Genomic DNA, 26461 nt, shown 5'->3' on the forward strand with positions numbered 1-26461 from the left:
CAGTTCGAAGTCAACTGACCTTCCAGAAAGGCGAACCATGACCGTGGACACCGCACACCTCACCGAGGCGGCAGCAGCGAACCCGACGCTGACGCATTCGCTCGCCGATCTCGACCCCGCCGTGCACCAGGCGATCGCCGCCGAGCTGGGGCGACAGCAGGGCACCCTGGAAATGATTGCCAGTGAGAACTTCGCCCCGCTCGCGGTGATGCAGGCGCAGGGGTCGGTGCTGACGAACAAGTACGCCGAGGGCTACCCCGGCCGCCGCTACTACGGCGGTTGCGAGCACGTCGACGTCATCGAGCAGCTCGCCATCGACCGCCTCACCGCGCTGTTCGGTGCGAAATTCGCCAACGTGCAACCGCATTCGGGAGCGCAGGCCAACGCCGCCGCGATGTCGGCACTGCTCGAGCCCGGCGACGGCATCCTCGGCCTGGACCTCGCGCACGGCGGTCACCTCACGCACGGGATGAAGCTGAACTTCTCCGGCAAGCTCTACGACGTCGCCGCGTACCACGTCCGCGAGGACGACCATCTCGTCGACATGGACGAGGTCGAGCATCTGGCCCGTGAGCACCGCCCGAAGCTGATCCTGGCCGGCTGGTCCGCCTACACCCGCCAACTCGACTTCGCCGCGTTCCGGCGCATCGCCGACGAGGTCGGCGCGTACCTCATGGTCGACATGGCGCACTTCGCCGGACTCGTCGCCGCCGGACTGCACCCCTCCCCCGTCCCGCACGCCCACGTGGTCACGTCGACGACGCACAAGACCCTCGGCGGCCCCCGCGGCGGCGTCATCCTCACCAACGACGAGGCACTGGCCAAGAAGTTCAACTCCTCGGTGTTCCCCGGACAGCAGGGCGGCCCGCTCGAGCACGTGATCGCCGGCAAGGCCGTCTCGTTCAAGCTCGCTGCCGAGCCCGAATTCCGGGAGCGCCAGGAGCGCACGCTCGCCGGCGCGAAGATCCTCGCCGACCGCCTCCTGAAGGACGACTCCCGGCAGGCCGGCATCAACGTCGTGTCCGGCGGCACCGACGTGCACCTGGTGCTGGTGGATCTGCGCGAGTCCGAGCTCGACGGCAAGCAGGCCGAGGACCGGCTGCACCGCGTGGGAATCACCGTGAACCGCAACGCCGTCCCGTTCGACCCGCGTCCGCCGATGGTCAGCTCCGGGGTGCGGATCGGCACCCCCGCACTCGCCACCCGCGGTTTCGACCTGGACGCGTTCACCGAGGTCGCCGACATCATCAGCTACGCGCTCCGGCCGGCCACCGACGAGGCCGGGCTAGACGAACTCCGCGGCCGCGTCGACGCTCTCGCACTGCGTTTCCCGCTCTACCCCGACCTCACGGAGGCGAACTGATGAGTGCCACCCAGCCACCCGGCGCCCACCTGCCCGACCACCCCGACTTCCTGTGGCGTAATCCGGAGCCGAAGAAGTCGTACGACGTCGTCATCGTCGGCGGCGGCGGACACGGCCTCGCCACCGCGCACTACCTCGCCAAGAACCACGGCATCACCAACGTCGCGGTCCTGGAGAAGGGCTGGCTCGCGGGCGGCAACATGGCCCGCAACACCACGCTGATCCGGTCGAACTACCTGTGGGACGAGAGCGCCAAGATCTACGAGCACGCCCTGAAACTGTGGGAGGGTCTCGAGGACGACCTCGACTACCCGATCCTGTTCAGCCAGCGCGGCGTCCTCAACCTCGCGCACAGTCTGCAGGACGTCCGCGACAGCGTCCGCCGGGTGGAGGCGAACAAGCTCAACGGAATCGACGCCGAGTGGGTCGGGCCCGACGAGGTCAAGAAGCTGTGCCCGCTGGTGAACATCTCGAGCGACATCCGCTACCCGGTGCTCGGCGCGACGTATCAGCCGCGCGCCGGCATCGCCAAACACGACTACGTGGCCTGGGGTTTCGCGCGCCGCGCCGACGAGGCGGGCATCGACATCATCCAGAACTGCGAGGTCACCGGGTTCGTCACCGACGGCAACAAGGTCACCGGGGTGCGCACCACCCGCGGCGACATCGCGACCGGTCAGGTCGCGCTGTGCGCGGCCGGGCACACCTCGACGCTCACCGACATGCTCGGCATCCGCACCCCCGTACAGAGCCACCCGCTGCAGGCGCTGGTCTCCGAACTCCTCGAGCCCGTGCACCCGACCATCGTGATGTCGAACGCCATCCACGTGTACGTCTCGCAGGCGCACAAGGGCGAACTGGTGATGGGCGCCGGTGTCGACTCCTACAACGGGTACGGCCAGCGCGGCGCGTTCCACATCATCGAACGTCAGATGGCGGCCGCGGTGGAGTTGTTCCCGGTCTTCGCCCGCGCGCATCTGCTGCGCACCTGGGGCGGCATCGTCGACGTGTGCCCCGACGCCTCCCCGATCGTGGGACGCACCCCGTACGACAACGTGTATCTCAACTGCGGTTGGGGCACCGGCGGATTCAAGGCCACCCCCGGGTTGGGCTGGTGTCTGGCGGACACCATCGCGAACGACGAACCGCACGAGTTCATCGCGCCGTTCAGCCTCGACCGGTTCGTCACCGGCGCTCTCGTCGACGAGCACGGCGCCGCGGCCGTCGCGCACTGATCCCACCTCGCGCACTGAAATTCAGGAGCCACAATGCAACTCATCGAATGCCCGTGGTGCGGGTCCCGTGAGGAAACCGAGTTCCACTACGGCGGCGAAGCCCACGTCGTCTATCCGGAAGATCCCGAGTCGCTGACCGACGAACAGTGGGCACACTTCGTGTTCTTCCGCGCGAACCCGAAAGGTCCTTTCGCGGAACGGTGGAACCACAGCGCCGGCTGCCGGCGCTGGTTCAACGCCGTACGCGACACCGCCACCTACCGATTCCACAGCGTCTACCGCTTGGACGAGCAGAAGCCGACGATATCGTGAACGCACCCTTCCGCACCCGCCAGGGCGGTCGCCTCGACCGCAACACCTCCTACACCTTCACGTTCGACGGCCGGGAACTCACCGGTCACCCCGGTGACACGCTCGGTTCGGCCCTGCTCGCGAACGGCGTCCACCAGATCACCACCAGCATCAAGCTCGGCCGGCCACGCGGCATCACCGCGGCGTGGGCGGAGGACACCGGCGGGCTCGTGCAGATCGAGGAGCCGTTCCCCGAGCCGATGCTGCTCGCCACCACCATCGAGTTGTTCGACGGCCTCGTCGCCCGCGGCATCCCCGGTCAGGGCCGGCTCGCCGAAATCGCCGATTCGGCGAAGTACGACGCCAAGCACGTCCACACCGACCTCCTCGTCGCCGGCGCCGGACCGGCCGGTCTCGCCGCCGCGCTCACGGCGGCCCGGGCGGGCGCCCGGGTGGTGCTCGTCGACGAGCAGAGCGAAGCCGGCGGCGACCTCCTCGGGTCCACGGACCTCATCGACGGCGCACCCGCCCTCGACTGGGTCGCTGCCGCGGTCGCCGAACTCGCCACCTACCCGGATGTGCTGCACCTGCAGCGCACCACCGCGTTCGGCAACTACGACGACGGCTTCGTCCTCGCGCTGCAGCGCCGCACCGACCATCTCGGTGTCGAGGCCCCCGCCGCGCTGAGCCGCCAGCGCGTCTGGCGTATCCGCGCCCGGCACATCCTCGTCGCCGCCGGGGCGCACGAGCGTCCCGTCGTCTTCACCGACAACGACCGCCCGGGCATCATGCTCGCGCACGGCGCCCGCACCTTCCTGCACCGCTACGGTGTCAAGGTCGGCGAGCAGGCCGTCGTGTTCACCACCAACGACAGCGCGTACGAGGCCGCGATCGACCTGCACGACGCGGGCGTGCGGATCAACGCGATCGTCGAGGCCCGCGACGACGCACCCGCCCGCTGGCAGCGTGAATGCGACGCGCGCGGCATCACCATCCGTGCGGCGTCGGTGGTGTCCGGCACCCGCGGCAACGGCCGGATCAGTCACGCGGTCGTGTCGCACCGCACGGACACCGATCACCGATTCCGCATCCCCCTCGCCTGCGACGTCCTGCTCGTCAGCGGCGGCTGGAACCCGGCCGTGCACCTGTTCTCGCAGGCCCGCGGCAAGCTCCGCTACGACGCGAACCTCGGCGCCTTCGTGCCCGGCGAGGACCTCGACGGAGTCTCCGTCGCCGGCTCCGCGAACGGTGTGTTCGACCTGGACGGGTGCCTGCGCGACGGCCAGACCGCCGGCCAGTCGATCATGCGCGACCTCGGCTTCACCGTTCCCGACCACACGATCGACCCGGCACCTGCACCGGCGATCGAACAGTCCACCCCGCTGGTGCTCTGGCGGGTGAAGGACGTCGCCGGTGAGGACACCCAGTTCGTCGACGTGCAACGCGACGCGACGGTCGCCGACCTCGCCCGCGCGGTCGGCGCAGGCATGACGTCGATGGAGCACATCAAGCGCTACACCACCATCGGAACCGCGCACGACCAGGGCAAGACGTCCGGGGTGATCTCCTCCGGCATCACGGCCGAACTGCTCGGCAGGCCGATCGAGACGCTGGGCACCACCACGTTCCGGCCGCCGTACACCCCGGTCGCGTTCGCCGCCCTCGCCGGCCGCAGCCGCGGCGCCCTCTTCGACCCCGAACGGGTGACGGCACTGCACGATTGGCATGTCGGCCGCGGCGCGGTGTTCGAGGACGTCGGCCAGTGGAAGCGTCCCCGCTACTACCCCCTGCCCGGAGAGGACATGGACGCCGCGGTGCTGCGTGAATGCGCTGCCGTGCGCCGCAGCATCGGCATCCTCGACGGCTCCACCCTCGGCAAGATCGACGTCCAGGGTCCCGACGCCGGGGTGCTGCTCGACATGATCTACACGAACATGATGAGCACCCTGAAGGTCGGCATGGTCCGCTACGGCGTCATGTGCGGGGTCGACGGCATGGTCATCGACGACGGCACCGTGATGCGCCTGGACGACGACCGGTTCCAGGTCTTCACGACCACCGGCGGCGCCGCGAAGATCCTCGACTGGATGGAGGAATGGCTGCAGACCGAATGGCCGCACCTGAGGGTCCGGCTCACCTCGGTCACCGAACAGTGGGCCACGTTCCCCGTCGTCGGACCGCGCTCCCGCGACGTGATCGGTGAGGTCTTCCCCGACCTCGACGTCACCAATGACGCGTTCGGGTTCATGGCGTGGCGCGACACCTCCCTCGGCGGCGTCCACGTACGGGTCGCGCGGATCAGCTTCTCCGGCGAACTCGCGTTCGAGGTCAACGTCGACGGCTGGCACGCACCCGCGGTCTGGGCGCGCCTGATCGCCGCGGGCGAGAAATTCGACATCACCCCGTACGGCACCGAAACCATGCACGTCCTGCGTGCCGAAAAGGGTTACCCGATCATCGGTCAGGACACCGACGGGACGGTCACCCCGCAGGACCTGGGGATGAGCTGGGCCGTGTCGAAGAAGAAGCGCGACTTCATCGGGAAGCGCTCCTTCACCCGGGCGGAGAACCAGAACCCGCTGCGCAAGGAGTTCGTCGGACTGCTGCCCCTCGACAAGCAGACCGTGCTGCCCGAGGGCGCGCAGATCATCGAAGAAATCTCCGACGGCGTCCTGCCGCCCCCGCCGGTGCCGATGCTCGGGCACGTCACCTCGAGCTACCTCAGCGCCGAACTCGGCCGCCCGTTCGGGCTCGCCCTCGTCAAGGGCGGCCGGGCAAGGCTCGGGGACACCCTGCACGTCCCGGTGGACGGAAACCTGGTCGCCGTCGAGGTCACCAGTTCCGTCCTCGTCGATCCCGAAGGAGCACGTCGCGATGGCTGACACCCTCGTCCCCCTCAGCCCCCTGCACGGCTGGGACCAGAAATTCTCCGAACTCCCCGAATCGGTGAGCATCGCCGAGGAACCGTTCGTCGCGATGGTCGACCTGTGGGTCGACCCGGCCGGACCGGGAGCCGAGCCCGCCGCGACGGTCCTCGGGTTCGACCTCCCCACCGCGGCGTCGACGTCCGCCGGCACCGACGCCACCACCGCCGTCTGGCTCGGTCCCGAGGAATGGCTGATCACCACGCGGTCACAGTCGGCGCCCGCGCTCGAATCGGACCTGCGGGCGGCGGTGACCCCCCACGGCGGCGCCGCGATCGACGTCTCCGGACAGCGAACCACTCTGCGGCTGCGCGGGATTCACGCCCGCGACGTCCTCGAGAAGGGGTGCTCGCTGGATCTGCATCCGAGGGTGTGCGGCCGCGGCACTGCAGCGCAGACCATGCTCGGCCTCGCGGGCGTGATCCTGATCGCGCTCGACGACGAGGGGGCCGACTACCGGATTCTCGTGCGGTCGTCGTTCGCCCGGTATCTCGCGGAGTGGCTGATCGACGCCGCCGAGGAGTTCGGCGTCGACCCCGTGTAATCGCCAGTCGGTTCGGTGGGCGGCACAGCGTCGTCCACCGGGCCGATTTCCCTTCTGGAAGGAGGTGCGCCCGAATGGTTCCGTTCCCCGCACTCACCGCCACCGGCGCCGGTCGACTGCTCGACGCCCTCGCACGCGACGTTCCCCTGGTCTGCGGCATCGTCAACGTGACCCCGGATTCGTTCTCCGACGGTGGTCGGTACCTCGACACCGCCGCCGCGGTCGAACACGCCCTGTCGCTGGTCGCAGAGGGCGCCGACCTCCTCGACGTCGGCGGCGAGTCGACCCGTCCCGGGTCCCGCCCGCCGTCCGTCGCGGAGGAGATCGCGCGCGTGGTGCCGGTAGTTGCGGCCCTCGCGATGTCGACGTCGGTACCGATCTCCGTCGACACCTCGAGACCGGACGTCATGCGAGAGGCGGTCACCGTCGGCGCGTCGATGATCAACGACGTTCGCGCCCTCCGGCTTCCGGGTGCACTGCGGACCGCGGCCGATCTGGACGTGCCGGTGTGCCTGATGCACATGCGCGGCGAGCCCGAAACGATGCAGAGGTCGCCGGAGTACGACGACGTCGTGTCCGAGGTGCGCCGGTTCCTCGTCGACCGTGTCGGCGCCTGCCGGGGCGCGGGAATTCCGCTCGAGCACATCATGGTCGACCCGGGTTTCGGCTTCGGCAAGACCCTCGCCCACAACCTCGCGCTGTTGTCCGAGCTGCGGCAGATCACCGATCTCGGTGTTCCCGTGATGGCCGGACTGTCCCGGAAGGGCATGCTGGGCACGATCACCGGTCGCGGCGTCGAGCACCGTCAGGCCGCCTCGGTGGCCGCTGCCCTGATTGCCGCGCAGAACGGGGCAGCCGTCCTCCGGGTGCACGACGTCGCCGCCACCGTGGACGCGGTGTCCGTGCTCCGCGCACTCGTATATCGTGGTCCCGCCAGCTTCAGTCACGCGTCGAATCGAGTCTCCGCACTGTGAACACCTCCGTGTCCGCCGCCGGTCTCGCGACGATCGGTCCCGCTGAAGCGCAGCTGATCGATGCCGGCGCCCAGCTGATGGAGACGATGTACCACGATCCGCGGACCGGTTTGCGGCACGCGGAGCGTCACCTGCGACGACTGGCCCGTTCCGCGGCCGTGCTCGGGTACGAGTTCCCGGAACGTGACGTCCGGCGCCACCTCGCGCAGCGGCTGTCGGGCGGCGGTCCGGCCCGGGTCCGCGTGCGCCTGCACCGCGACGGCGGGGTGGACGTCGATGTCTTCGGGCCGCCGGTCGCACCCGCGTCGGTGTCTCTCGTACTCGACGACGAGCCCGTCGACTCCCGGGACGTCCTCCTCGGACACAAGACGACGCTGCGTGAGCGTTACGACCGCAGACGACACCGCCATCCCGGGGCCGACGACGTCGTGCTGGTCAACGAACTCGGGCACGTCACCGAGACCACGATCGCGAATCTCGCCGCCCGGATCGACGGCGTCTGGTGGACGCCACCATTGGCGTCGGGGTGCCTGCCCGGCGTGGAGCGGTCGTGGCAGCTCGACCGCGGGCTGATGCGCGAACGCATTCTCACGCCGGGCGATCTCCTGGCCGCTGAAGCGCTGGCCGTGACGAGCTCACTCAAAGGCGTGCTGCCCGCGACCCTCCGGCCGTAGCCACTTCGTTTCCGGACGTTTCCGGACCACCTCTTGACCCACCCCCATGCCTGACCTACTGTTATTACACACACTGATATATCAATATCAGACCTATTGGATCACAGCGCGACTCCGCGACCACTACGCCCGACTGTCAAAGGAAAAGGCATGAGAGCTGGAAAGATTCCCTCTGATCGACGGTTCACGGCAACGCACAGCTGGTTGGCCCTCGCACCCGGACAGAGCTTCTCCGACTACCCGCTCCGGGCCGGGGTCACGGACACGGCACTCGACGAGGTCGAGGTGGTCGGACTGGAACTTCCGACAGTGCGCAGCACGATCGAGGCAGGCGCCCCGTGCGCCCTCGTGTGGACGTCCGCCCGGACCGTCGTCACGGTGTACGCGCCGATCAGCGGACTCGTCACGATGACGAACACCGACGCCGCCGAGAACCCGCAACTCGTCGCCGACGACCCGTTCCACCGTGGCTGGCTGTTCGCCGTCCTCCCCTCGCCGACGTCGTCCGCATACGGACTTCTGACCCCCGCGCAATACGCGAACGAACTCAGTGAGGCGGTGTAATCCCATGACCATCAGCGTGTTCGACCTGTTCTCCGTCGGCGTCGGCCCCTCGAGTTCGCACACCGTCGGACCGATGCGCGCCGCCGCGAGGTTCGTCTCCGACCTCCGCGCCCTCGACGCCCTGTCCGCAGTGGCGGACATCCGCGTCGACCTGTACGGGTCGCTCGCGGCGACCGGAGCGGGCCACGGAACGATGTCCGCGGTGCTGCTCGGGCTCGAGGGGTACTTTCCCGAGAAGATCGAGACCGAGGAGATGGAACGACGTCTGGAGGAGATGCGCAGCACCCGGCGCATCAGGGTCGGCGGTTCGCACGACGTCGCGCTCGCCGAGGACGAGATCGTCCTCCATCCGCTGACCATCCTGCCGCTGCACCCGAACGGGATGAGGATCACCGCGTCCACGGCCGCCGGCGTCGAGATCCACAGCGAAACCTACTTTTCCGTCGGCGGCGGCTTCGTCGTCACCGAAGCGGAGAGCGCACAGCCGCCGCGCGCCGCCACCGGCGGCCTGTCGTTCGGGTCCGCCAAGGAACTCCTCGACATCGCGGCCCGCCACGGCTACACCATCAGTGACGTGATGCTCCAGTTCGAACGCGAAACGCGGTCGACCGTGGAGATCTACGAGCGGCTCCTCCATATCCGCGACGTCATGGTGAAATGCGAGAAGCGCGGGATCGCGCGCGACGGGATCCTTCCCGGCGCTCTGCGCGTGCGCCGGCGGGCACGGGACTGGTATCTCCGCCTGGATCAGGAAGACCCGCACCGCGATCCCGCATTCGCCGAGGACTGGATCAACCTCGTCGCCCTGGCCGTCAACGAGGAGAACGCATCCGGCGGCCGGATCGTCACCGCGCCGACCAACGGGGCCGCGGGCATCATCCCCGCGGTGCTGCACTACGCCGTTCACTACACCCCGGCCGGGAAGTCGGATCCCGACGACACCGCGATCCGCTTCCTCCTCGCCGCCGGCGCCGTCGGATCACTGTACAAGGAACGCGCGTCGATCTCCGGAGCCGAGGTCGGCTGTCAGGGCGAGGTGGGTTCCGCGGCGTCGATGGCCGCCGCCGGGCTTGCGGAGATCCTCGGCGGCACAATCGAACAGGTGGAGAATGCCGCAGAGATCGCGATGGAACACAGCCTCGGCCTCACGTGCGATCCCATCGAAGGGCTGGTGCAGATTCCGTGCATCGAACGCAACGCGATCTCGGCGGGCAAGGCCATCAACGCCGCTCGCATGGCCCTGCGCGGCGACGGCACCCACCGGGTCAGCCTCGACCAGGTGATCGAGACGATGCGCTCGACCGGCGCAGACATGCTGTCGAAGTACAAGGAAACGTCGACCGGCGGTCTGGCCGTCAACGTCCCGGTCAACTATGTCGAGTGCTGACATGATCACCGACGAACTCCGCCTTCTCCCTGCCCGCGCCGCCCAGTTCATCCGCCGGCACCCGGTTCCGGAGCCCGGCGACTACACGCCCGAGACCCGGCTGTCGGTGCTCGACGTCCTCGTGCACTGTGCCCCGGTCCGCGGCGACGCGTTCGTCGCGTTCCAACTGCTGAGCCGACGTGAGCTGCCCGGGTCGTACCTTCTCCACCTCGACGTCGTGGACGACGCGCTGTCCGCCCTCGACACGTTCGCCGTGACGGAACACGAATGCGAGCAGAGCTTCGGCCCGAACTGGCATGACGTCGTGCGACATGCCGTGGAGGCGGCAGCCCTCCTGGACGGGCACTTCGGTGCGCTGACCCGGACGAGGAGCGTCGTCGACAGCCGTCGACGGCTCGGCGCCTGGGCCTGCGCACGTGAGGCGGCCTGGGACGCGGGCCGGATCACATCCTGGTATCGCGCCCAGGACGCCGCCTGGGAACGGCACTTCATGGACGAGGCGACAGTGCGCGAGGACGAGCGACTGTGCGCGGACATCGCGACCGCGGTGCGCGACGCGGCCGCAGCGCACGCGGTGTCGGATCTGGTCGGGCGGCACGACTTCACCAGCGCACACTTCGAGACCCTGCTCGCCCCGTGGCGGACGGCCGCCGCGCACCTGCTCCCGCGGGATGTCGCCGCATTGATACCAGACTAACGGATCGTTTCCGCGCGACCGTGCATGATCTGGTGCGTCTCAGCGCCCCTCTTCTAGTCCGTGTCGAGAACGTGCAGGGTGCGGTCGTTGGCGTTTCCTGGCGAGCGGGCCAGCACGCGGCATGCTCGGAACACAGCCGAGCAGAACGCCGGACCGCAAGTGCCCGGAGCACTCGACCGACACCGCCTCAAGCGAAAGCCTTCCCCGACGCGGCGCTCATCACGGCCGAAGGGATCATCGACCGGTAAAACCCACCCATCGACAATCAGCGAATTGACCAGTACAGCGAGTCGGCTGCCAATTGATTGCTGTATGGGATTGGCGTTCACCCATATCTTCGGGATCGTGCCGGTCCGATCCAGCAATCGGAAATGTTCGACTCCTGCGAGTCGACGCGAGGTCTGTCAGTCCGACGCCGACCCCGGACATAAGCTAGCCGAATGGCAGTCGATGTCGGTCCGAGGACGTCGGCCGAGAGTGCTCACGATCGCGAAACTCGTAAGGAAAAGGAACGACACGAGATAACGACGCCTACCGGAATCAGCCAGCTGCGAAGGCGAAGGTTGTCAAGCAAAGCCTCGGCGCGAGGGATCCTCAATCGTCGACCGTCACCCCGTACTCGGTGGCGAGCGTGGCGAGATCGTATTCGTACCCCTGCCCCACCGCGCGGAGACGCCACTGCTCGGCGCGTCGGTAGATCTCGGCGAAATGCATCGTCCGTTCCGTCGTGCCGGCGTCCAGAACGAACGATGCGATCGTGCGGTCCGGAGCGTCGACGGTCACCGAGATCGGACCGAGTTCACCGAAGGTGCGATCTCCGCCGATCGCCGCCGATACGGACACGCACTGGTAGTCGGAGTGCAGGGCAGCCAGTTCGATCCGCACTCCTTGCTCGCTGCTGCCGTCGCAGGACAATTCCACGGTGCCGTCCGAACTCGTCGGCGAGTTGTAGAAGAGGAAGTCCTCGTCGCAACCGACCCGGCCGTCGTCGCCGAGAAGAAGCGCAACCACATCCACGTCGAACGCATCGTCCTCGGTGTGGGCGCGCCAAGACGCGTTGACCGTCAGCGATGTCGTCTGTGGTGGCAGGTCGATCACCTCTCCGCGAGCGAGCAACGGCGCAACCCACTGAGAAGGCGGTCTGATCGGCTCGCGGAGCGCCCCCCGCGCGGGTGGTGCCGCCGGTTCGAGTGCGGAGTTCACATCGGGGGCGGTGAGCAGAGGCAACTGACGGGCCGACACTCGGTCCATGCGGGGATCGAGTTCACCACCGTCGAGAACGAGGACATCGGTGACTCCTGCGGAGAGATTGACCGACGGCTTGGCACCCAGCTGCACGATGCGGGAGCGCATCAGAACGGAGTCCGCATGCGAGCCACCGACGATGAGCACTCTTCTTCCGTGCCAAGGCTTCGTGGAGGGAACAGTTGTCGCAGGTCGAGGCCGCTGAACTTCGGACGGTGCCGCGGCCGCCTTCGGCTCACCCGGTGTCACGTGCAGCAACATCTCGCCGAGCTGCCGCTCGGTCAGGACAGGAATCCCGTCGGCCACCGCGCGGCGCACCTTTGCACTCGACGAGTGCGGGTCGTTGCAGACGACGACGCCCGTCTGACGGCTGACCGAATTCATGACGTCCAGGCCGGCGGCGGTCAGACGTGCGGCGAGCGAAAGACGAGGAACATCCGTGCTGCCGCTGATGACCAGTTTCATGCCCTGGACCAGTCCCACCCCCGGATCCAGCCGACCCGGATTCCGCCACGGAGACTCCACACGCGGAACCCGATCTGGGTATACCGCCCGCCGATCGGCGCAGCCGACGACCGGCAGAGGAAGTCTGAGAGACTCGGCGAGCGAGGCGCTGTGTGCGAAGACCTCCGTCAGCACGAGGGCGTCGTCGTAAGCGTCGTGAGCCCGGTTCTGACGAACCTTCCAGTGCGCGGCCAGAGTCGACAACTTGTGGTTGGGGACGTCGATCTCGAGGCGGCGGGACAGGGCAAGGGTGCAGAGCCTCTGCCGTGTCGGCATCGTCATCCCGGCCCGCCGTACCTCGGCGTCGAGGAAGCCGTAATCGAATGACGCATTGTGGGCGACCAGCGTCCGACCGTCGAGAAGTTCGAGCAGATCGTTCGCGACCTCTTCGAAACGGGGCGCCCCCGCCAAACGCTGTGGCGTGAGATTGTGGATATGTACCGGTCCCGGGTCGCAGCCCGGGTTGAGCAGAGTCACCAATTCACGCTCCACCGAACCGTCTTCACGCAACGCCAACGCCGCGACGCTGAGCACTCTGTGCGTGGACGAACGCAGACCGGAGGTCTCGACATCCACGACAACCCAGCGGTGCCCCGTCGGCAATCGCACCGGCCGGGTCATGGTCGAGGAGGCAGATGAAAGCACAGAGCGACTATAGAGCCCAGTTCTCGTCGTTCTGATCGACGACACGTAAATCGCCGGCACATATCGCGTCCGACCCGAATTTCTCGGTAGTTTTTTGTTCAAGTACAGGTCGAGGGTTGTGTCATTCGAGTGAATGACACAGAGGAACATTGCGCCTCAACGGCTTTCGAATTCCGTTACCCGTTGGCTACTATCCTCGTCACACTGAATGGATTGGCTGTCGTGGCATTTCTCGACCATTCCGTGGAGGCCCCACCCCACCCCGAACGAGGTAAATATGAAGGCTCGACGGTTAGTACTCAGCGTCCTCGGTTGTGCCGCCATTTCGATGGCAGCCGCGCCCTCCGCACAGGCGGCGACGATCTTCGACTTCCTTCCCCCGGAGATTGCGTCCCTGATTCCGAGCGGTTCGGCCGACGCCGTGAACCCCCTCCTGCCGCCCGCACCCGCCGCTCCGGCAGCACCGGCCCCCGCACCGCAGGTCGCGCCGGCCCCGCAGGCTCCCGCACCTCGCGCGGGCTACAAGAACTGCACCGAAGCCCGCAACGCCGGTGTGACGCCCATCTACCGTGGCCAGGACGGTTACGCGCCGCACCTCGACCGCGACAACGACGGCATCGCCTGCGAGTAGTCGATCATCGGCGCGCCTCCCGCACACGCACCCCTTCTGCGCCCCCGCACCCCTTGTCGAGCCCGAGACCGGGTGCGCCTACCGAGAAGGGGTGCGTGTGTGCTTCGTGGCGCCTCGGCCGTCGTGCAGGTGTCGCCATTCCCCGTGCGGCACACGGCGCTCGGCACTAAGTTCGGCGATGACGGTTGAGGTACTACGCGAGGGGGCAGTCCGGCATGAGCAGGACACATTTCACGGCTCTGACACTGGGCGCGGTCGCGCTGGCCGGGGGTGCCGCACTCACTGCGGGCGCCGGAACGGCCGCGGCGGACGTCCTCACCGAGATCAACGGCTGCAGGATCGTGGCGAATCCGAACCCCGACGATCGCACGACCTGCCCGGGCGCCGATCTGAGTTCCGCGAATCTGGCCGGCCTGAACCTGAGCTTCGCCGACCTGTCGGGGGCGAACCTGAAACGGGCGAACCTCACCGGCACCAACTTCGCTGCCGCGAATCTGTCGTACGCCGATCTGAGCGACGCGAACATCACCGGCACGAACTTCACGGATTCGCAGCGCAACGCGGTGATCCTGTACAGCACCGAGATCGACATCTTCGGCACGATCGTCGGGGACATGAACATCACGACCGAACCCGAATGGTCCACCGAGGCCCACGAGCGCGCACTCGCCTCGGTCGTCCCGGTGACACCGACACCGACACCTCCGGCTCCGTAAACCACTCCTGACCCCTTAACCCGGGCCGCGCACTGCGCGGTCCGGGTTTTCGTATGCCCACACCCCTTGACATTGGATACCCGCACTATCCACTATTAGATAGTATCGGTATCCAACATTGGGAGGCATCCGATGACGACGATCGACCCCACCCGTTCGACGCACCACTACGACGGCGAACTGGTGGTCTTCCTGATCGGGATGACAGTCAACCGACCCTGGAGACCGGACCTGTGGCTGCCCACTTTCCTCGCGATGCCGAGGATGCTGCGCGAACTGTCCGAGGACCCGGATTCGGGTCTGATGGGCTACCGCCTGACGTTCGAGGGGCGCGGCCCGACGGTGATCCAGTACTGGAACTCCGTCGACAAGCTGTACGCCTACGCCAGTGACAGCCAAGCGAAGCATCGTCCGGCCTGGGCCGCATTCAACCGGCGGGCCCGCAAGGCACCCGGGGCGGTCGGCGTCTGGCACGAGACCTATCCGGTGGACCATGCCGAGTCGATCTACGTCGGCACGCCGGCGATGGGGCTGGCCCGCGCCACCGCACGTGTGCCCGTCACACAGAAGTTCAGCCGAGCCCGAGACCGGCTGTCCCGCAGCAACAACACCCACGATCAGTGATCAATTCAGGAGAAATCATGGAACCCTTGATCGCCCTCGTTGCCGTCACTCTGGCACTCCTCGTCGCAGGCGCGGCGGGTGTGCGCCGATGCCGGCCGTGGCCTGTTGCCCTGCGGGGCGGCCTCGCGGCCATGTTCACGCTGACGGGCATGGCCCATTTCGTCGGGATGCGTGCGGAACTTGTCGCCATGGTCCCGCCGTCGCTGCCGAACCCCGAGCTACTGGTGACCGTGACCGGTCTGCTCGAACTGGCCGGCGCCGCAGGGCTGCTGATACGAGGCACCGCGCCGTGGGCGGCGGGCTGCCTCACCGCCCTGCTCATCGTGATGTTCCCGGCGAACGTGTACGCCGCCGTGGAGGGACTCTCGACGGGACCGTTCGAAGCCCTGATCCCCCGGACACTCCTGCAGGTCGTCTTCGTGTCGGCGACACTCGCGGTCGTGATCGCTTACCGGGGGAGCCGGGCTACGGAATCACCCTCCGAAGCCCACTCGCCCGCAGCACCCGGCGTTGCACTCCCGCCCGCACTGCATCCTCGGACCCGATGATCCGCACGTGCTTTCGTGCCCGGGTAATCGCCGTGTACAGCAATTCGCGAGTCAGCAGCGACGACGCCTCGCCGGGAAGAACCACGGACACCGTGTCGTACTGGCTGCCCTGACTGCGGTGAATCGTCATCGCGTACACCGTCTGCACCGCGGACAGATGCGTCGGATGCAACAGGAACGGTTCGTTGCCCCGCACGAATGCGGCGACGAGTTCGACGTCGTCGCGGCGCACGATCACCCCGGTGTCGCCGTTGTAGATCTTCGTTTCGTGATCATTGGCAGTCACCATCAGCGGCTGGCCCGGATACCAGCGATCCGGGTTCAGCCGCTGCCCGATCGTCTCCCCAATCCACTCCATCGCCTGCCGCGTCCACCGCTGCACGCCGTACGGACCTTCCCGGTGCGCGCACAACAGCCGGTGCCCCTCCGAATGCCGCAGTGCAGCAAAGGCATCACCGGATTCCGCAGCTGCGGTGACCGCGGCGGCCGTCCCCACCACGTCCGCCCGCAGTGCGTCCAGGTCTTCCGGACTGTGGAACGACACCTCGGGGAAACCGCTCGACAGGATTTTCATGACCTCGTCCGGTTCGCCCTTCCGCACCGCGACAGCCAGCTGGGCGATGCCGCCGCCGAACCGCCGCCCGCGGCTGAGCCGGACCACCCCGCCCCGCAACCTGTCCCGTTCCCCCGCGCTCAAGGCGGCCTCGAGCGGGTCGTCGGCCGCCTCCAGGTCGGCGCCGACGATCCTGGCGAGCACCGGATTCTCGGTTCCCGTCACCGGCCGGGCCACGAGATCGGCCAGGACCGCGCCCGCGTCGACGGACGTCAGCTGATCGGGGTCGCCGACGAGCACCAACCGGGTGTCCGGGCGGACCGCCTCGAGGAGCCGGCACATCATCGTCAGCGACACCATCGACGTCTCGTCGACCACGATCGCGTCGTAGGGCAGGTGATTGTTCGCGTTGTAGCGGAACCGGCTGCCACGTCCGCGCTGCCAGCCCAGCAGCCGGTGCAGCGTCATCGCGGTCAGGTCGGGCGGCAACCCGAGTGCGTCGGACTGCTCGCGCACCGACTCCTGCAACCGCGCCGCGGCTTTCCCGGTGGGTGCGGCGAGCGCGATCCGGAGGCCCGGCCCTGGCTGCCGGGTCAGCAGCGCCAGCACCCGGGCGACGGTGTGCGTCTTACCTGTTCCGGGTCCGCCGACCACCACCGACGTCCACTGTGTGGCGGCCACCGCGGCGGCGATTCGCTGCCGGTCCGGTGCCGGAGCCGACGCCCCGTCGTCGTGCTGGTCGCGGAACAACGCGTCCAAGCCCTCCCGCAGCGACTGCTCGTCGACGGGGGGATGCCCGACGGCGCGCTGGTCGAGTACCCGCCGGAGGGTCGCTTCCTGCCGGAAGTACCGGTCGAGGTAGAGCAGTCCGCCGTCGGCCGTGTCGACGAGCCGCAGCGGCCGCAGCGGACCCGCCGAACCACCGGTGACCAGCGGGCTCCGCCGCAGTGCCTCGACGACGATGCCGTCGTCCGGCCAGGGTAGTGCGTCGAGATCGACTTCGGACTCCTCGTCGACGGTCACCTCACGGAGCCGCGTCAGGTCCAGGCACACCGAGCCGGACCGCACCGCGCGCACCGCCAGCGCGGTGGCCAGTACGACGTCTTCCGAGGATTCGCCTCCGAGCGCCGACAACCGCAACGCGACGTGCACGTCCGCGGCGGCGAGCACACCGGCCTCGTTGAACACCCGCAGCATTCCCTTGCCGCGCTGCGCCACCTGCACCTCGGTCATCGCGTCCCCTCGTGCTCGGAGGCCGACCCGGACAGCAGATCGGACAGCTCGGTGATCAACGCGGCGGGCGGTGCCCAGTCGAAGACTCCGCATCCGGGCGGGGTGTCGGGGCCGACCATTCCGCGAACGAACAGGTACTGGACGCCACCGAGGTGCACCGCCGGATCGTAGTTCGGTTGCCGCCAGCGCAGGTAGCGATGCAACGCAACGGAATACAGCAATGCCTGCAGCGGATAGTGCGCCCGCACCATCTCGGCGGCCATGCTCTCGCGGGTGTAGTGCGCGGTGGTGAGGTCGCCTTGCGCGAGGCGATTGGTCTTGTAGTCGACGACGACGTATCGCGGTCCGGGCAGTCGCAGCACGGCGTCGATGCTGCCGGTGAGGTATCCGCGCAGCGGGGTCGGTTCGAGTGTCTGCACGGCGTCGGCGTACGACCGCAGCGGATCGTCGACGGGAAGGTGGGTGCGCAGCAGCTCGCCGACGCCGTCGAGCATCACGGTGAGCGAGGGCGTGTCGCCGCCGGCCAGCGGCAGTTCGAAGTCGAGTTCCGCCAGCAGGTCTGCGGGTGCGATGTCGGCGAGCGTCGTTTCGGCCCCCGCGCCGAGGGGAGTCCGCAGCACGGGCAGCAGCGCCGTCGCCAGCTGGGCGGGGTCGATGTCCGACAACGTCGACGCGATCACGTCGCGGCAGCACCGCAGGACCTCTGCATCCAGGTCGGGTGCCGCGGTGTCGACGATCTCGAAGACGGCGTGGACGAGCGTGCCGAACGTCGCGCCGCCGGGCAGCTCGTTCATCGTCGACGCCACCCCCGAAGTGATGTCGGCCGGCGCCTGTAAGGGAGGTTCGGCCGGTTCGTCCGTCTTCTCCTCGACCTCGGCCTCACTGCCCACCGCGGGCGCGTCGTGCGCAGATGCCGTCAACGCCGAATACGACGTGCGACGCCATCGCGTGTCGAGCAGCCGCCGGAAGCGGGCGGCTTCCAGGTCTCCGCGGGGCTCCCGCTGTGGTGTCCACCCGACCCGCACGATCGGGTCGGAACCCACCGCCTCGACGGTCACCGTCTCCGGAGCTGCCGTCCCCCACGCGGACAACCGTTCCGCGACAACCGGATCCTCGGGAACGGTGACCTTCTGCGGGACCTCCCGCTGCCCGGGCTGCCGTCCCAGGATCATCCGGTGCAGCGGCGCGCCCGCCGTCGTGAACGCCGGTGCCCACCACACCACGAGCCCGCACATCGCCCGGGTGACCGCGACATACAGCAGCCGCAACTCCTCCCCCGCCTCTTCCGCGTCGTGCCGGTTCCTGCGGTCCGCGTAGCCGGGGCTGCCCGGACCACCGACGTCGAGGATGCGTCGTCCGTCGTCGTCGTGCAGCAGCAGTTTGCTCGGTTTCGAGATCTTGGCGGCGTCCCAGGCGTACGGCAGGTACACGAGCGGGAATTCGAGGCCCTTGCTGGCGTGGACGGTCGCGATCTGCACCGCCGCGGCGTCGCTGTCGAGTCGTCGGCTGCGGTCCACCCCACCCGAGGACGGATCCTTCATGCGCTCGGTGAGCCAGCGGGTGACGGCCGTCAGACCGAGCGACTGCTCGACGGCGGCACCGTTGAGCAACTGCGCCACGTGCCGGAGATCGGTCAGTGCCCGCTCGCCCGCTGCCACCCGCAGGAGTCTCGCCTCCAGCGCGGCGACCGCGGACAGTCGTTCGAACAGCGCCGCGAAACCGGACTGGGCGAACACCGCGCCCAGCTCCCGGAGCTGCCCACCGACCTCGGCGACGATGTCGTCGCCGCGAGCGTCGAGTTCCTCGGCCGTGTGTCCGAGCAGCGGGGTGAGCGCGGCCAGCCGCACCCGGTCGGACCGGTGCGGTTGCTCGATGGCCTGCAGGATCCAAAGCCAGTGCTGCGCAGCCGGAGTGGTGAAGACACTGGCCCCGCCGGCGAGCACGGACGGCACACCCGCCCGGTCGAGGGCGTCGTGGACCAGTGTGATCTGCGCGTTGGTGCGCACCAGGACGGCGATGTCGCCGGGTTCGACGAGTCGGGTGTCGCCCCCGACGTCGAGTGTCGCGCCGCCGTCGAGGAGAGCGACGACGTCGGCGGCGAGGTCTGCCGCGATCCGCTTCCGGAGCGGCCCGACCGCGGGGTATCCCGACTTGTTGATCGGCCCGGCGCCGGTCCTCGGCAGATACCGCAGCCGTAGCGGCGCGGCGCCCGTCAGACGCGACTTCGGTCTCGCACCGTCGACGCGGTGCACCACGATCTCGGGATGCCCGAGCGCGGCGCCGCCGTGCAGATATTCGAGGCCGTCGAGGAGTTCCTGATCGCTGCGCCAGTTGGTGGTCAACTCCTGGTGACGGTCGGCCGACCGCACCGCGTCCAGATAGCTGAGCACCTCCGCGCCGCGGAACGCGTAGATGGCCTGCTTCGGATCGCCGACGAGCACCACCGTTCCGCTGCCGTGGAACGTGCGGCGCAGAATGTCCCATTGCAGCGGGTCGGTGTCCTGGAACTCGTCGACGAGCACCACGCCGTAGCGTTCGCGGACACGCCGGCAGGCCGCCGCACCGTGCTCGGGATCGCTGAGGACGCGGTGGAGCAGCATCGGCAGATCGTCGAAGTCACGCAGACCCACTGCGCGTTTGCGCCGTTCGACTTCGGCGCGCACCGCCTCGGCGAACGCCACCCGGTCCCCGGCCGGGGTGCCCCGCGTATCTTCCGGGGCGAGCACGGCCTGCGGGTCGAAGATGGCGGCCCGGGCGGCCGCGGTGGCCTCCGCCGGCGTGAACGGGGCCGACTCGACGCGACTGTAGGCGCGCAGGTACAGGTCGGCGATCACCTCCGTCGTGAGGTCGTCGGCGGCCTCGACCAGGACCGTGTCGGGGTCGCGTTCGCCCGCGATGCCGAGCCCGTCGAGCATGCGCTGACAGAAGCTGTGGGTGGTGACGATGGTGGCGGCGTCGAAGTCCGACAATGCTTGCAGCAGGCGCCGGCGCCGCAGCGTCACCTCGCCGGTGTCGGCTTCGGCGAGATGCCGGATCAGCTGATCCGCGCTCAGCCGTGCCGCTGCCGGATCGGCCAATGCGGCTGCGGCGGAACCGAATCGTTCACGGGTGCGTTCCCGCAGCTCCTGCGTGGCCGCCCGGCTGAACGTCACCAGCAACAGCTGGGACAGGTCCACGCCTCCCTCGGCGACGAAGCGGGCGGCCAGGCCGACGATCGCGTACGTCTTGCCGGTGCCGGCGCTCGCCTCGAGCACCGTCGTACCCTCCGGCAGCGGACCGAGGAGGTCGAAACCGCGCGCGCCGGTCACGGCTGCGCCAACGTCTCGGCGGCGAGCAGCGGCGCCCACAGTTGCCGGGCGTAGTTCTCGATGGTCACCGCGTCGCCGAGGACGTCGATGCCCGGTGAGGACCCGTACACGTACGTGATGTGCCGGTCGCGTGAGTCACCGAAGTCACTGCTCCATTCCTTCCGGGCCGCCTCGATCGCGTCCTCCATGCTGCTGCCGCCGTGGCGTCGTTCGGCATACGCCGCCGACGCGCCCGTGGCGATCGGCAACGGCGCGTGCAGCCCCAGATCGCGCAGTTCGACGAGTCGCACCAACTCCTCCAGTGCGTTCTCGGGTGCGGTAAGGGTCGAGCGCCACGCCGGACGGCTGTACGCGCCGCGGCCGGTCGTCACGGCAGTCCATTCGGTCTCGTTGTCGGACGCCGCGACCGCCAGCAATTGCGCCCAGGCGGCGAGGCGGTGTTTCGGCCCCAACTTCGAATACGTGGTGGTCGCGATCACCGACCCGTGCACCCCGCCGACGGTGCCGGTGAGGCGCCGTCCGGAACCGAGATCGACATCGACGTCCACGGTTTCCGCCCGCCCGACATGCACGGACCCGCTGACGGCGACGAGCGACTCGACCGCGTGCTCGATTCCACCGAGCACCGACTCCCCCAACTTGAACGGCGGCAACGTCCCGCGGCGCCACTCCGCGGCGCGGAAGTCGGCCAGTTCGACTCCCGTCAGCCTCGCGACGAGCATCCTCTGGCCGAGATCCCACCGGGCCAGCGGATCGGGCGACACCTCCAGTGCGTCGGCGAGGTCCTCGTCCACGTCAGGGACCCGCAGCCCCAGCCGTTGCCGCAGAAACGCCTGCGTCGGGTGCACCAGGAACGCGATGAGGTCCGCGAGATCGACGTCCCCGAGGGGCGGCGGCACCAACGGTGCCGGCAGGAATGCGGGCTCCGGTTCAGGCGGGTGCTGCGCGGCACGGGCACCGGCCAGCGCCGCCCGATCGAAACTGAACGGGTGCTCGGGCCGGAAGTTGCGTGCATCGAACGGCTGCAACGGATGCCGGGTCACGATACCGGGCAGGGCGTCGCTCCCGACGGTGGCCGCCACCGCGTCGAGCAATTCGGACAGCGGGATCGCCGGCGGCCGGGACATGCCGGTGACGGGGTCGGCGCCCGTATAGAACAGCAGGAGTTTCTCACTCGCCGACATCACGGCGTCGAGCAGCAACTGCCGGTCCTCGCTGCGCGGGTCGCGTTCGCCGAGAAGCGGATTACGGGCCAGCACGTCGTCGCCGTCCACGCTCACCCCGCGCGGGAACACTTCGTCGTCGAGGCCGAGGAGAACGACCACGCGGTGCGGCACCGACCGCATCGGCACCATGGTGCACACCGTCAGCTCGCCGGTGCGGAAGTTCGCGCGGGTGGGGCGGCCCGCGAGCCGGGTGGCCAGCATCGCGCGCACGTCCGACAGTCGCAGGACCGCGTCGCCGCCGTGCTCCATCGCCGACCCGAGTTCTCGTCGCGCCTGCGCGAGTTGCCACGTGTCGGCGGCGCTGACGTCGACGAGCAGATCGAGTGCCCGGGTGAGCGCGCTCGACCAGTCCGCGACCGACTGCGGCCCGCCGAGCCCGCGCAGCGCGACGTCGAGCCGGTCGACGAATTCGGCGAGCCGACCGGTGAGGTCGATGTCGTTGCTGTCGACGTCGTCGAGCGGCAGCGCCAGGGCGAGCCATTCGCCGTCGGACTCGTCGGCGGCGGCACCGAGCAGGATGCGGTCGAGCGCGGTGGTGAACGTGTTCTGCGGGAAGTCGCCGAGACCGAACGCCGCGCGCTGCCGCGGACCGATTCCCCAGCGGGCTCCTGTCGCGGTCGCCCACTCCCGGATCCGTTCGAGGTCGTCGTCGCCGAACCGGAACCGCCTGCGCACCGGCGCGGCCGCCGACAGGTCGAGGACCTGGCTCGCCGTCACCCTCGCGTCGGCGAGTTCGAGGAGAGTCGACACCACGGCGAGAACCGGATTGGTCTGGTGCAGGGCACGGTCCGCGAGCCGAACCCGCAGACGATGGCCGGGATGCCCGAGCACGTCCTGCCCGAACGCCGCCCGGATCAGCGGGGCGTACGACTCGACGTCGGGGCACATGACGAGCACGTCACGCGGTTCGAGAGTCGGATCGTCCTCGAAGAGATGTAGGAGGCATTCGCGCAGGACCTCCACCTGGCGGGCCGGTCCGTGACAGGCGTGGACCTGGACGGAGGTGTCGGCCGTGCATTCGGCGAGCGCGGGCGCCCGGTCGTCCCGGACATCCGCCTGGAGGCACCCCAGCAGGGAGTCGCGGGGCGCAGGCCCCTCGTGGTGGAGGTCGTCGACGTCGAGGCGGGTCAGCCTCGACTCGAGTTCGCGGACGTCCCGCGCCAGGCTCGACAGCAGCGGGTGGGCGACGGACAGCGCGGTGGGGTCGTCGGCACGTGCGAGCACGCTGTCCGCCGTCGACAACGACGACCACATGGTGGGACTCGGATGCGGAAGCCACAGGTGCACATCACGATTGACGGCGAGGGCGGCGAGGACGGCGATCTGATCGGTCGCGAGCCGCGTCGGACCGAACAGTGATAATCGGGCGGGGAGTTCGACGAGATCCGGTTCCGCGCGCAGCCGGGCGCAGGCGGAGTCGAGCCGCTCGGCGGGAGCGGGGCTGCCGATCTTCTCGCGCAGCCGCCGCCACAGTTCGGCCTGCCAGAGAAGGTCGTCGTCGAGTGGACCGCCCGCACCGTCGGTGTCGCGACCACCGGCCCAGTCGACCAGCATCGCCGGCCGCTGCGCGGCGTAGCTGCGGAACAGATCGGTGAGGTGTGACGCGGTGGCGTAGCGCCGGCCCGGCCGGTGATCGTCCGGGTCGCGGTCCGGGAGACCGTGCCCGAGGTGTTTCGCGAGGACGGCGCACCAGGGCTCACTGAGGCAGTCGTCGACGACGCCGAGCAACGCCCACAGCACCCGGGACGGATTCCACGGATCGTCGTCGGCGGACACCCCGGTGGCGGCGGCGAGGCACTCGTCGACGAGCCGGGTCGGTGACGGGAAGTCGATGTTCGCGGCCACCCCGTCGCCGACGCCGGGCCGGGCACCGAGCGCGGTCGAGAGCCGCTGTGTGAGCCAGCGCTCCACCCCCTTCGCCGGGACAGCCACGACCTCCCGGGCGAACGGATCGGACAGCGGGGTCGCGAGCACGTCGCCGAGAGCCGACGCGAGAGTGGTGGAACGCTCGGCGCGATGCAGTACGAGCACGTGGCCTCCCTTCGCTCCCCAACTCCGGTCGGCTCAGACTTACCACACCCCACCGACTCGGGAGGCCCACTCTGCAGGTGAGTGGCAAAGTGTGCCGGGGCACGCTTCGCCACGCACGTCAGCGGCCGGGGCGCGCCTGGGTGAGGTGCGGGACCCAGCCGTGGGTGGGCCACTTCTTCAGACCGACCTTGGCGGGGACGATGCGCTTGTTCACGAATTGGCTCTCCAGTTCGGTGTCGGGCTCGCCGGTGAACCGCCACAGCGCCGCGTCACCGGGTCGTGCGACCGACGACCAGGACTTGGCACGGTATGCGGCTCGAACGATGTTGTCCGCGAACACGATCACCGGGATGTCGTCGGTGTTGCGCACGGCAGCGCCCGCCGCCCACGCGCCGCGGGACAGTTCGTACACCTCTTCCGGCGTCACGCCGCGCCGAGATGCGGCGGGCACCTCGAGGACGACGCAGGGGGTGGGGAGGTTCGGGACGGGTTCTGCTGCGTACTGCAACACGAGGTCGTCGACGGGCACCGCGCGATGCTCGCCCGCGCCACCGGCGAGATTGCTGAGCACGGCACCGTCGTTCAGCCCGAGCGCTCCCACGACTCCGCTGCGCACCGCACCGGCGACGTCACCGGTGTCGGCGATCCGATGCGCCACGATGTAGTGCTCGACCTCGTGGCCGGAGTCGTAGATCTCGCGGATGCGGGCGATCGTCGCGGCCTTCACCTCGGCGGTGTCGGTCTCCGGATCCTCGAGCGTCTTCCGGTGCTCGTTCTCGGCCAACGCCTCCCACACGTAGCCGTACACCCGGGTGCCGCGCCCGGCGCCGACGTAGAACACCGACCTGTTGCGGGGATCGAGGAGCGCGTAGACGTAGGTGCCGAGTTCCTCACCGACCCGCTTCGGGAAGGGCTGCGGCGCGTGGCGGGTCTGATACACCTCCTTCAGGATCAGGCGCAGCGCCGCCAGTTTCAACGCGACGGGTACACCGCCGTCGATGCCGTCGAAGAGTGCGGTGGCCGCGCCCTGCACCGAGGAGAAGGTGTGCCCGATGTGCCGTTCCAGCGACTTCGTGACGTCCGCGAACTGCGCGAACCGCACCCGGGGGTCGGGTGCCGCGTTGTCCAGGTCGTTGGACGCGAGGAAAGTCTGGACCTCGGAATTGTCGAGCCAGCGAGAAGTGATGTCGATCGGGATCGTCCAGACGGTAGCCATGTCCCTACCGTAAGGGAAAACCTCGGTGAAGAACTCGCACGAGGAAGGCTCGAGGAGATTCGAACCCTTTCGACGTGCTACCGAGTGCGGGAGGATGGAGTGGTACCCATTCCGACGCAGGTTGGGAGAACATTCATGACAGCGCCCAGCTACTCCACCCGCACGGCCGTCGACATCGCGGTCGGCATTCTCATCGCCTTCCGCGGATGCTCCGAGAACGACGCGTTCACCGAACTCGCGGCGACGTCCCGCCGACACAAGGTCGCCCTCGCGCGCACCGCCCGCGCACTGATCGCGTTCATCCAGACCCATCACCACGACCTTCCCGCGTCCGACGTCACGGCTGCCGCTCTGCAGTGGAGCCACGCCACTCCGTACCGCGGCGCGTTCGGTACGGCCGCGTGAATTCGGTCGAAGTCTGAGAATTCTCTGGCTTCGACGGCGCGACGCTGCCCAAACCTTCAGACTCGATGTGAGACCGAACGACCAGCGCACCGAGATACGAAGAGGTAACTGAGTTGACGATCCGCAAAATCACGGTTGCCGCGGTAGCGATCGCCGCAGCCCTCACGATGTCCGCTTGTGGTTCCGACGAGCCGTCCGGGCCGAGCGCGACCACCACGTCCACGACCACGGCGGCGGCCGAGACCACCGACGACCTCGTTCTGCCCACCGCGGCCGAACTCAACGCCCTGCTGGCCAAGGGCCTCGACCCGGCCACTCCCCTCGAGGAGAAGATCGCCATGGTGGAGGGTTCGGAGCAGGACCCGAACCTGTTCAATCAGGTCGCTGCCGCCGCCCAGCAGGCGGGTGCGCAGGTCACGGTCCTGGACCCGGTGATCGACAACGGTGACGGCAGCGCCAGCGCGCAGCTGCAGCTGACGATCAACGGCCAGGTGCAGCAGAACACCCTGCCCGCCATCTTCGTGCCCGGCGAGAACGGGACGTGGAAATTGTCGAAGGCGACGGCATGCTCCATCGTGGCGATCGCGCAGCTGACGTCACCGGCCTGCCCGCCCGCCTGACCGGACTTCCGCGTCACGCGCCCTCCAGGGCCTCCCCGATCTCCTGGACGGCGCGGTTGTGCTGATCGGTGATCAGGATGTGTCCTGCCGCGATGGTCAGGGCAACCGGCCATTCGATGATCTCGACGGCGGCGAGCAAGCCGATCGCCGCGAAGAACGCCAGTTGCTCGGGCCTCGGCAGCGGCACCCTGCCGAGGATCGGTAGCTGCACCGCGAAGCCGCGCGCCTCCCGCACCCGCTGGACGGCGTCGCTCTGCGACTCCGCCTCCGACGTTTGTTGGGCCATGGTTCGTCTCCCTTGTC

Annotated in this window: 22 protein-coding genes; 16 read left to right on the forward strand and 6 right to left on the reverse strand. The window is 68.7% G+C overall.

Annotation, left to right across the window (positions count from 1 at the left end; all coding sequences use genetic code 11):
• Positions 1–37 precede the first annotated feature (37 nt).
• The 10 genes from glyA to RHA1_RS08875 all read left to right on the forward strand — a co-directional run bounded on the left by glyA (position 38) and on the right by RHA1_RS08875 (position 10653).
• Complete coding sequence (gene glyA, locus RHA1_RS08830) at positions 38–1363, forward strand: serine hydroxymethyltransferase (protein WP_011594742.1); 1326 nt, start codon at positions 38–40, stop codon at positions 1361–1363.
• The gene (locus tag RHA1_RS08835; protein WP_007300401.1) at positions 1363–2598 is read left to right on the forward strand and encodes a sarcosine oxidase subunit beta family protein; all 1236 of its coding nucleotides are present in this window, start codon (positions 1363–1365) and stop codon (positions 2596–2598) included. The genes glyA and RHA1_RS08835 overlap by 1 nt, the downstream gene beginning before the upstream one ends.
• Before the next feature lie 33 nt (positions 2599–2631).
• On the forward strand, positions 2632–2910 hold the full coding sequence (locus RHA1_RS08840; RefSeq protein WP_011594743.1) for a sarcosine oxidase subunit delta: 279 nt from the start codon (positions 2632–2634) through the stop codon (positions 2908–2910).
• A complete protein-coding gene (locus RHA1_RS08845; RefSeq protein ID WP_011594744.1) occupies positions 2907–5771 on the forward strand; it encodes a 2Fe-2S iron-sulfur cluster-binding protein in 2865 nt (954 codons plus the stop codon). The genes RHA1_RS08840 and RHA1_RS08845 overlap by 4 nt, the downstream gene beginning before the upstream one ends.
• Complete coding sequence (locus RHA1_RS08850) at positions 5764–6357, forward strand: sarcosine oxidase subunit gamma (protein WP_011594745.1); 594 nt, start codon at positions 5764–5766, stop codon at positions 6355–6357. The genes RHA1_RS08845 and RHA1_RS08850 overlap by 8 nt, the downstream gene beginning before the upstream one ends.
• Positions 6358–6431: 74 nt before the next feature.
• The gene (gene folP, locus RHA1_RS08855) at positions 6432–7331 is read left to right on the forward strand and encodes a dihydropteroate synthase (protein WP_011594746.1); all 900 of its coding nucleotides are present in this window, start codon (positions 6432–6434) and stop codon (positions 7329–7331) included.
• The gene (locus tag RHA1_RS08860; protein WP_041811276.1) at positions 7328–8005 is read left to right on the forward strand and encodes an aminotransferase class IV; all 678 of its coding nucleotides are present in this window, start codon (positions 7328–7330) and stop codon (positions 8003–8005) included. The genes folP and RHA1_RS08860 overlap by 4 nt, the downstream gene beginning before the upstream one ends.
• A gap of 150 nt (positions 8006–8155) precedes the next feature.
• Entirely contained in the window at positions 8156–8569 is a 414-nt protein-coding gene (locus RHA1_RS08865; RefSeq protein ID WP_011594748.1) for a glycine cleavage system protein H, read from the forward strand.
• A gap of 4 nt (positions 8570–8573) precedes the next feature.
• The gene (locus RHA1_RS08870; protein ID WP_011594749.1) at positions 8574–9956 is read left to right on the forward strand and encodes an L-serine ammonia-lyase; all 1383 of its coding nucleotides are present in this window, start codon (positions 8574–8576) and stop codon (positions 9954–9956) included.
• 1 nt (position 9957) lies between these two features.
• Positions 9958–10653: a hypothetical protein gene (locus RHA1_RS08875; protein WP_011594750.1), complete on the forward strand. Its 696-nt coding sequence runs from the start codon at positions 9958–9960 to the stop codon at positions 10651–10653.
• A 594-nt stretch (positions 10654–11247) separates the two neighbouring features.
• Here RHA1_RS08875 and RHA1_RS08880 read toward each other — a convergent pair.
• Positions 11248–13023 carry a TerD family protein gene (locus RHA1_RS08880; RefSeq protein ID WP_041811277.1) on the reverse strand — a complete coding sequence of 592 codons (1776 nt, stop codon included), beginning with the start codon at positions 13021–13023 and terminating at the stop codon, positions 11248–11250.
• A 301-nt stretch (positions 13024–13324) separates the two neighbouring features.
• On the opposite strand from RHA1_RS08880, the gene RHA1_RS08885 reads away from it, so the two are divergent.
• The 4 genes from RHA1_RS08885 (at position 13325) to RHA1_RS08900 (ending at position 15566) form a co-directional block, all read left to right on the forward strand.
• Positions 13325–13678 carry an excalibur calcium-binding domain-containing protein gene (locus RHA1_RS08885; RefSeq protein WP_011594753.1) on the forward strand — a complete coding sequence of 118 codons (354 nt, stop codon included), beginning with the start codon at positions 13325–13327 and terminating at the stop codon, positions 13676–13678.
• Between the two features lie 215 nt (positions 13679–13893).
• On the forward strand, positions 13894–14394 hold the full coding sequence (locus tag RHA1_RS08890; RefSeq protein WP_009474524.1) for a pentapeptide repeat-containing protein: 501 nt from the start codon (positions 13894–13896) through the stop codon (positions 14392–14394).
• Positions 14395–14526: 132 nt separating this feature from the next.
• Positions 14527–15018, forward strand: coding sequence for a DUF4188 domain-containing protein (locus tag RHA1_RS08895; RefSeq protein ID WP_011594754.1), 492 nt, complete (start codon positions 14527–14529; stop codon positions 15016–15018).
• A gap of 17 nt (positions 15019–15035) precedes the next feature.
• Entirely contained in the window at positions 15036–15566 is a 531-nt protein-coding gene (locus tag RHA1_RS08900; RefSeq protein WP_011594755.1) for a DoxX family protein, read from the forward strand.
• Here the strand turns inward: RHA1_RS08900 and recD are convergent.
• The 4 genes from recD to RHA1_RS08920 all read right to left on the reverse strand — a co-directional run bounded on the left by recD (position 15484) and on the right by RHA1_RS08920 (position 25133).
• Complete coding sequence (gene recD / locus RHA1_RS08905; RefSeq protein ID WP_011594756.1) at positions 15484–17352, reverse strand: exodeoxyribonuclease V subunit alpha; 1869 nt, start codon at positions 17350–17352, stop codon at positions 15484–15486. The two genes, RHA1_RS08900 and recD, sit on opposite strands and share 83 nt — an antisense overlap.
• The gene (locus RHA1_RS08910) at positions 17349–20699 is read right to left on the reverse strand and encodes a UvrD-helicase domain-containing protein (protein WP_041811279.1); all 3351 of its coding nucleotides are present in this window, start codon (positions 20697–20699) and stop codon (positions 17349–17351) included. Before RHA1_RS08910 ends, recD begins: the two co-directional genes overlap by 4 nt.
• Complete coding sequence (gene recC / locus RHA1_RS08915) at positions 20657–23917, reverse strand: exodeoxyribonuclease V subunit gamma (protein WP_011594758.1); 3261 nt, start codon at positions 23915–23917, stop codon at positions 20657–20659. The genes RHA1_RS08910 and recC overlap by 43 nt, the downstream gene beginning before the upstream one ends.
• A 118-nt stretch (positions 23918–24035) precedes the next feature.
• Positions 24036–25133 carry a GIY-YIG nuclease family protein gene (locus RHA1_RS08920; protein WP_029539383.1) on the reverse strand — a complete coding sequence of 366 codons (1098 nt, stop codon included), beginning with the start codon at positions 25131–25133 and terminating at the stop codon, positions 24036–24038.
• A 135-nt stretch (positions 25134–25268) separates the two neighbouring features.
• On the opposite strand from RHA1_RS08920, the gene RHA1_RS08925 reads away from it, so the two are divergent.
• Together RHA1_RS08925 and RHA1_RS08930 are read left to right on the forward strand one after the other, a co-directional pair.
• Positions 25269–25538 carry an ANTAR domain-containing protein gene (locus RHA1_RS08925; protein ID WP_041811282.1) on the forward strand — a complete coding sequence of 90 codons (270 nt, stop codon included), beginning with the start codon at positions 25269–25271 and terminating at the stop codon, positions 25536–25538.
• A 113-nt stretch (positions 25539–25651) separates the two neighbouring features.
• Complete coding sequence (locus RHA1_RS08930; RefSeq protein WP_005252352.1) at positions 25652–26158, forward strand: WKL family lipoprotein; 507 nt, start codon at positions 25652–25654, stop codon at positions 26156–26158.
• A 13-nt stretch (positions 26159–26171) separates the two neighbouring features.
• On the opposite strand, the gene RHA1_RS08935 is transcribed toward RHA1_RS08930, so the two are convergent.
• Positions 26172–26444: a hypothetical protein gene (locus RHA1_RS08935; RefSeq protein WP_009474531.1), complete on the reverse strand. Its 273-nt coding sequence runs from the start codon at positions 26442–26444 to the stop codon at positions 26172–26174.
• Between the last annotated feature and the right edge of the window lie 17 nt (positions 26445–26461).

The organism is Rhodococcus jostii RHA1, from assembly GCF_000014565.1.
Lineage (GTDB): Bacteria > Actinomycetota > Actinomycetes > Mycobacteriales > Mycobacteriaceae > Rhodococcus_F > Rhodococcus_F jostii_A.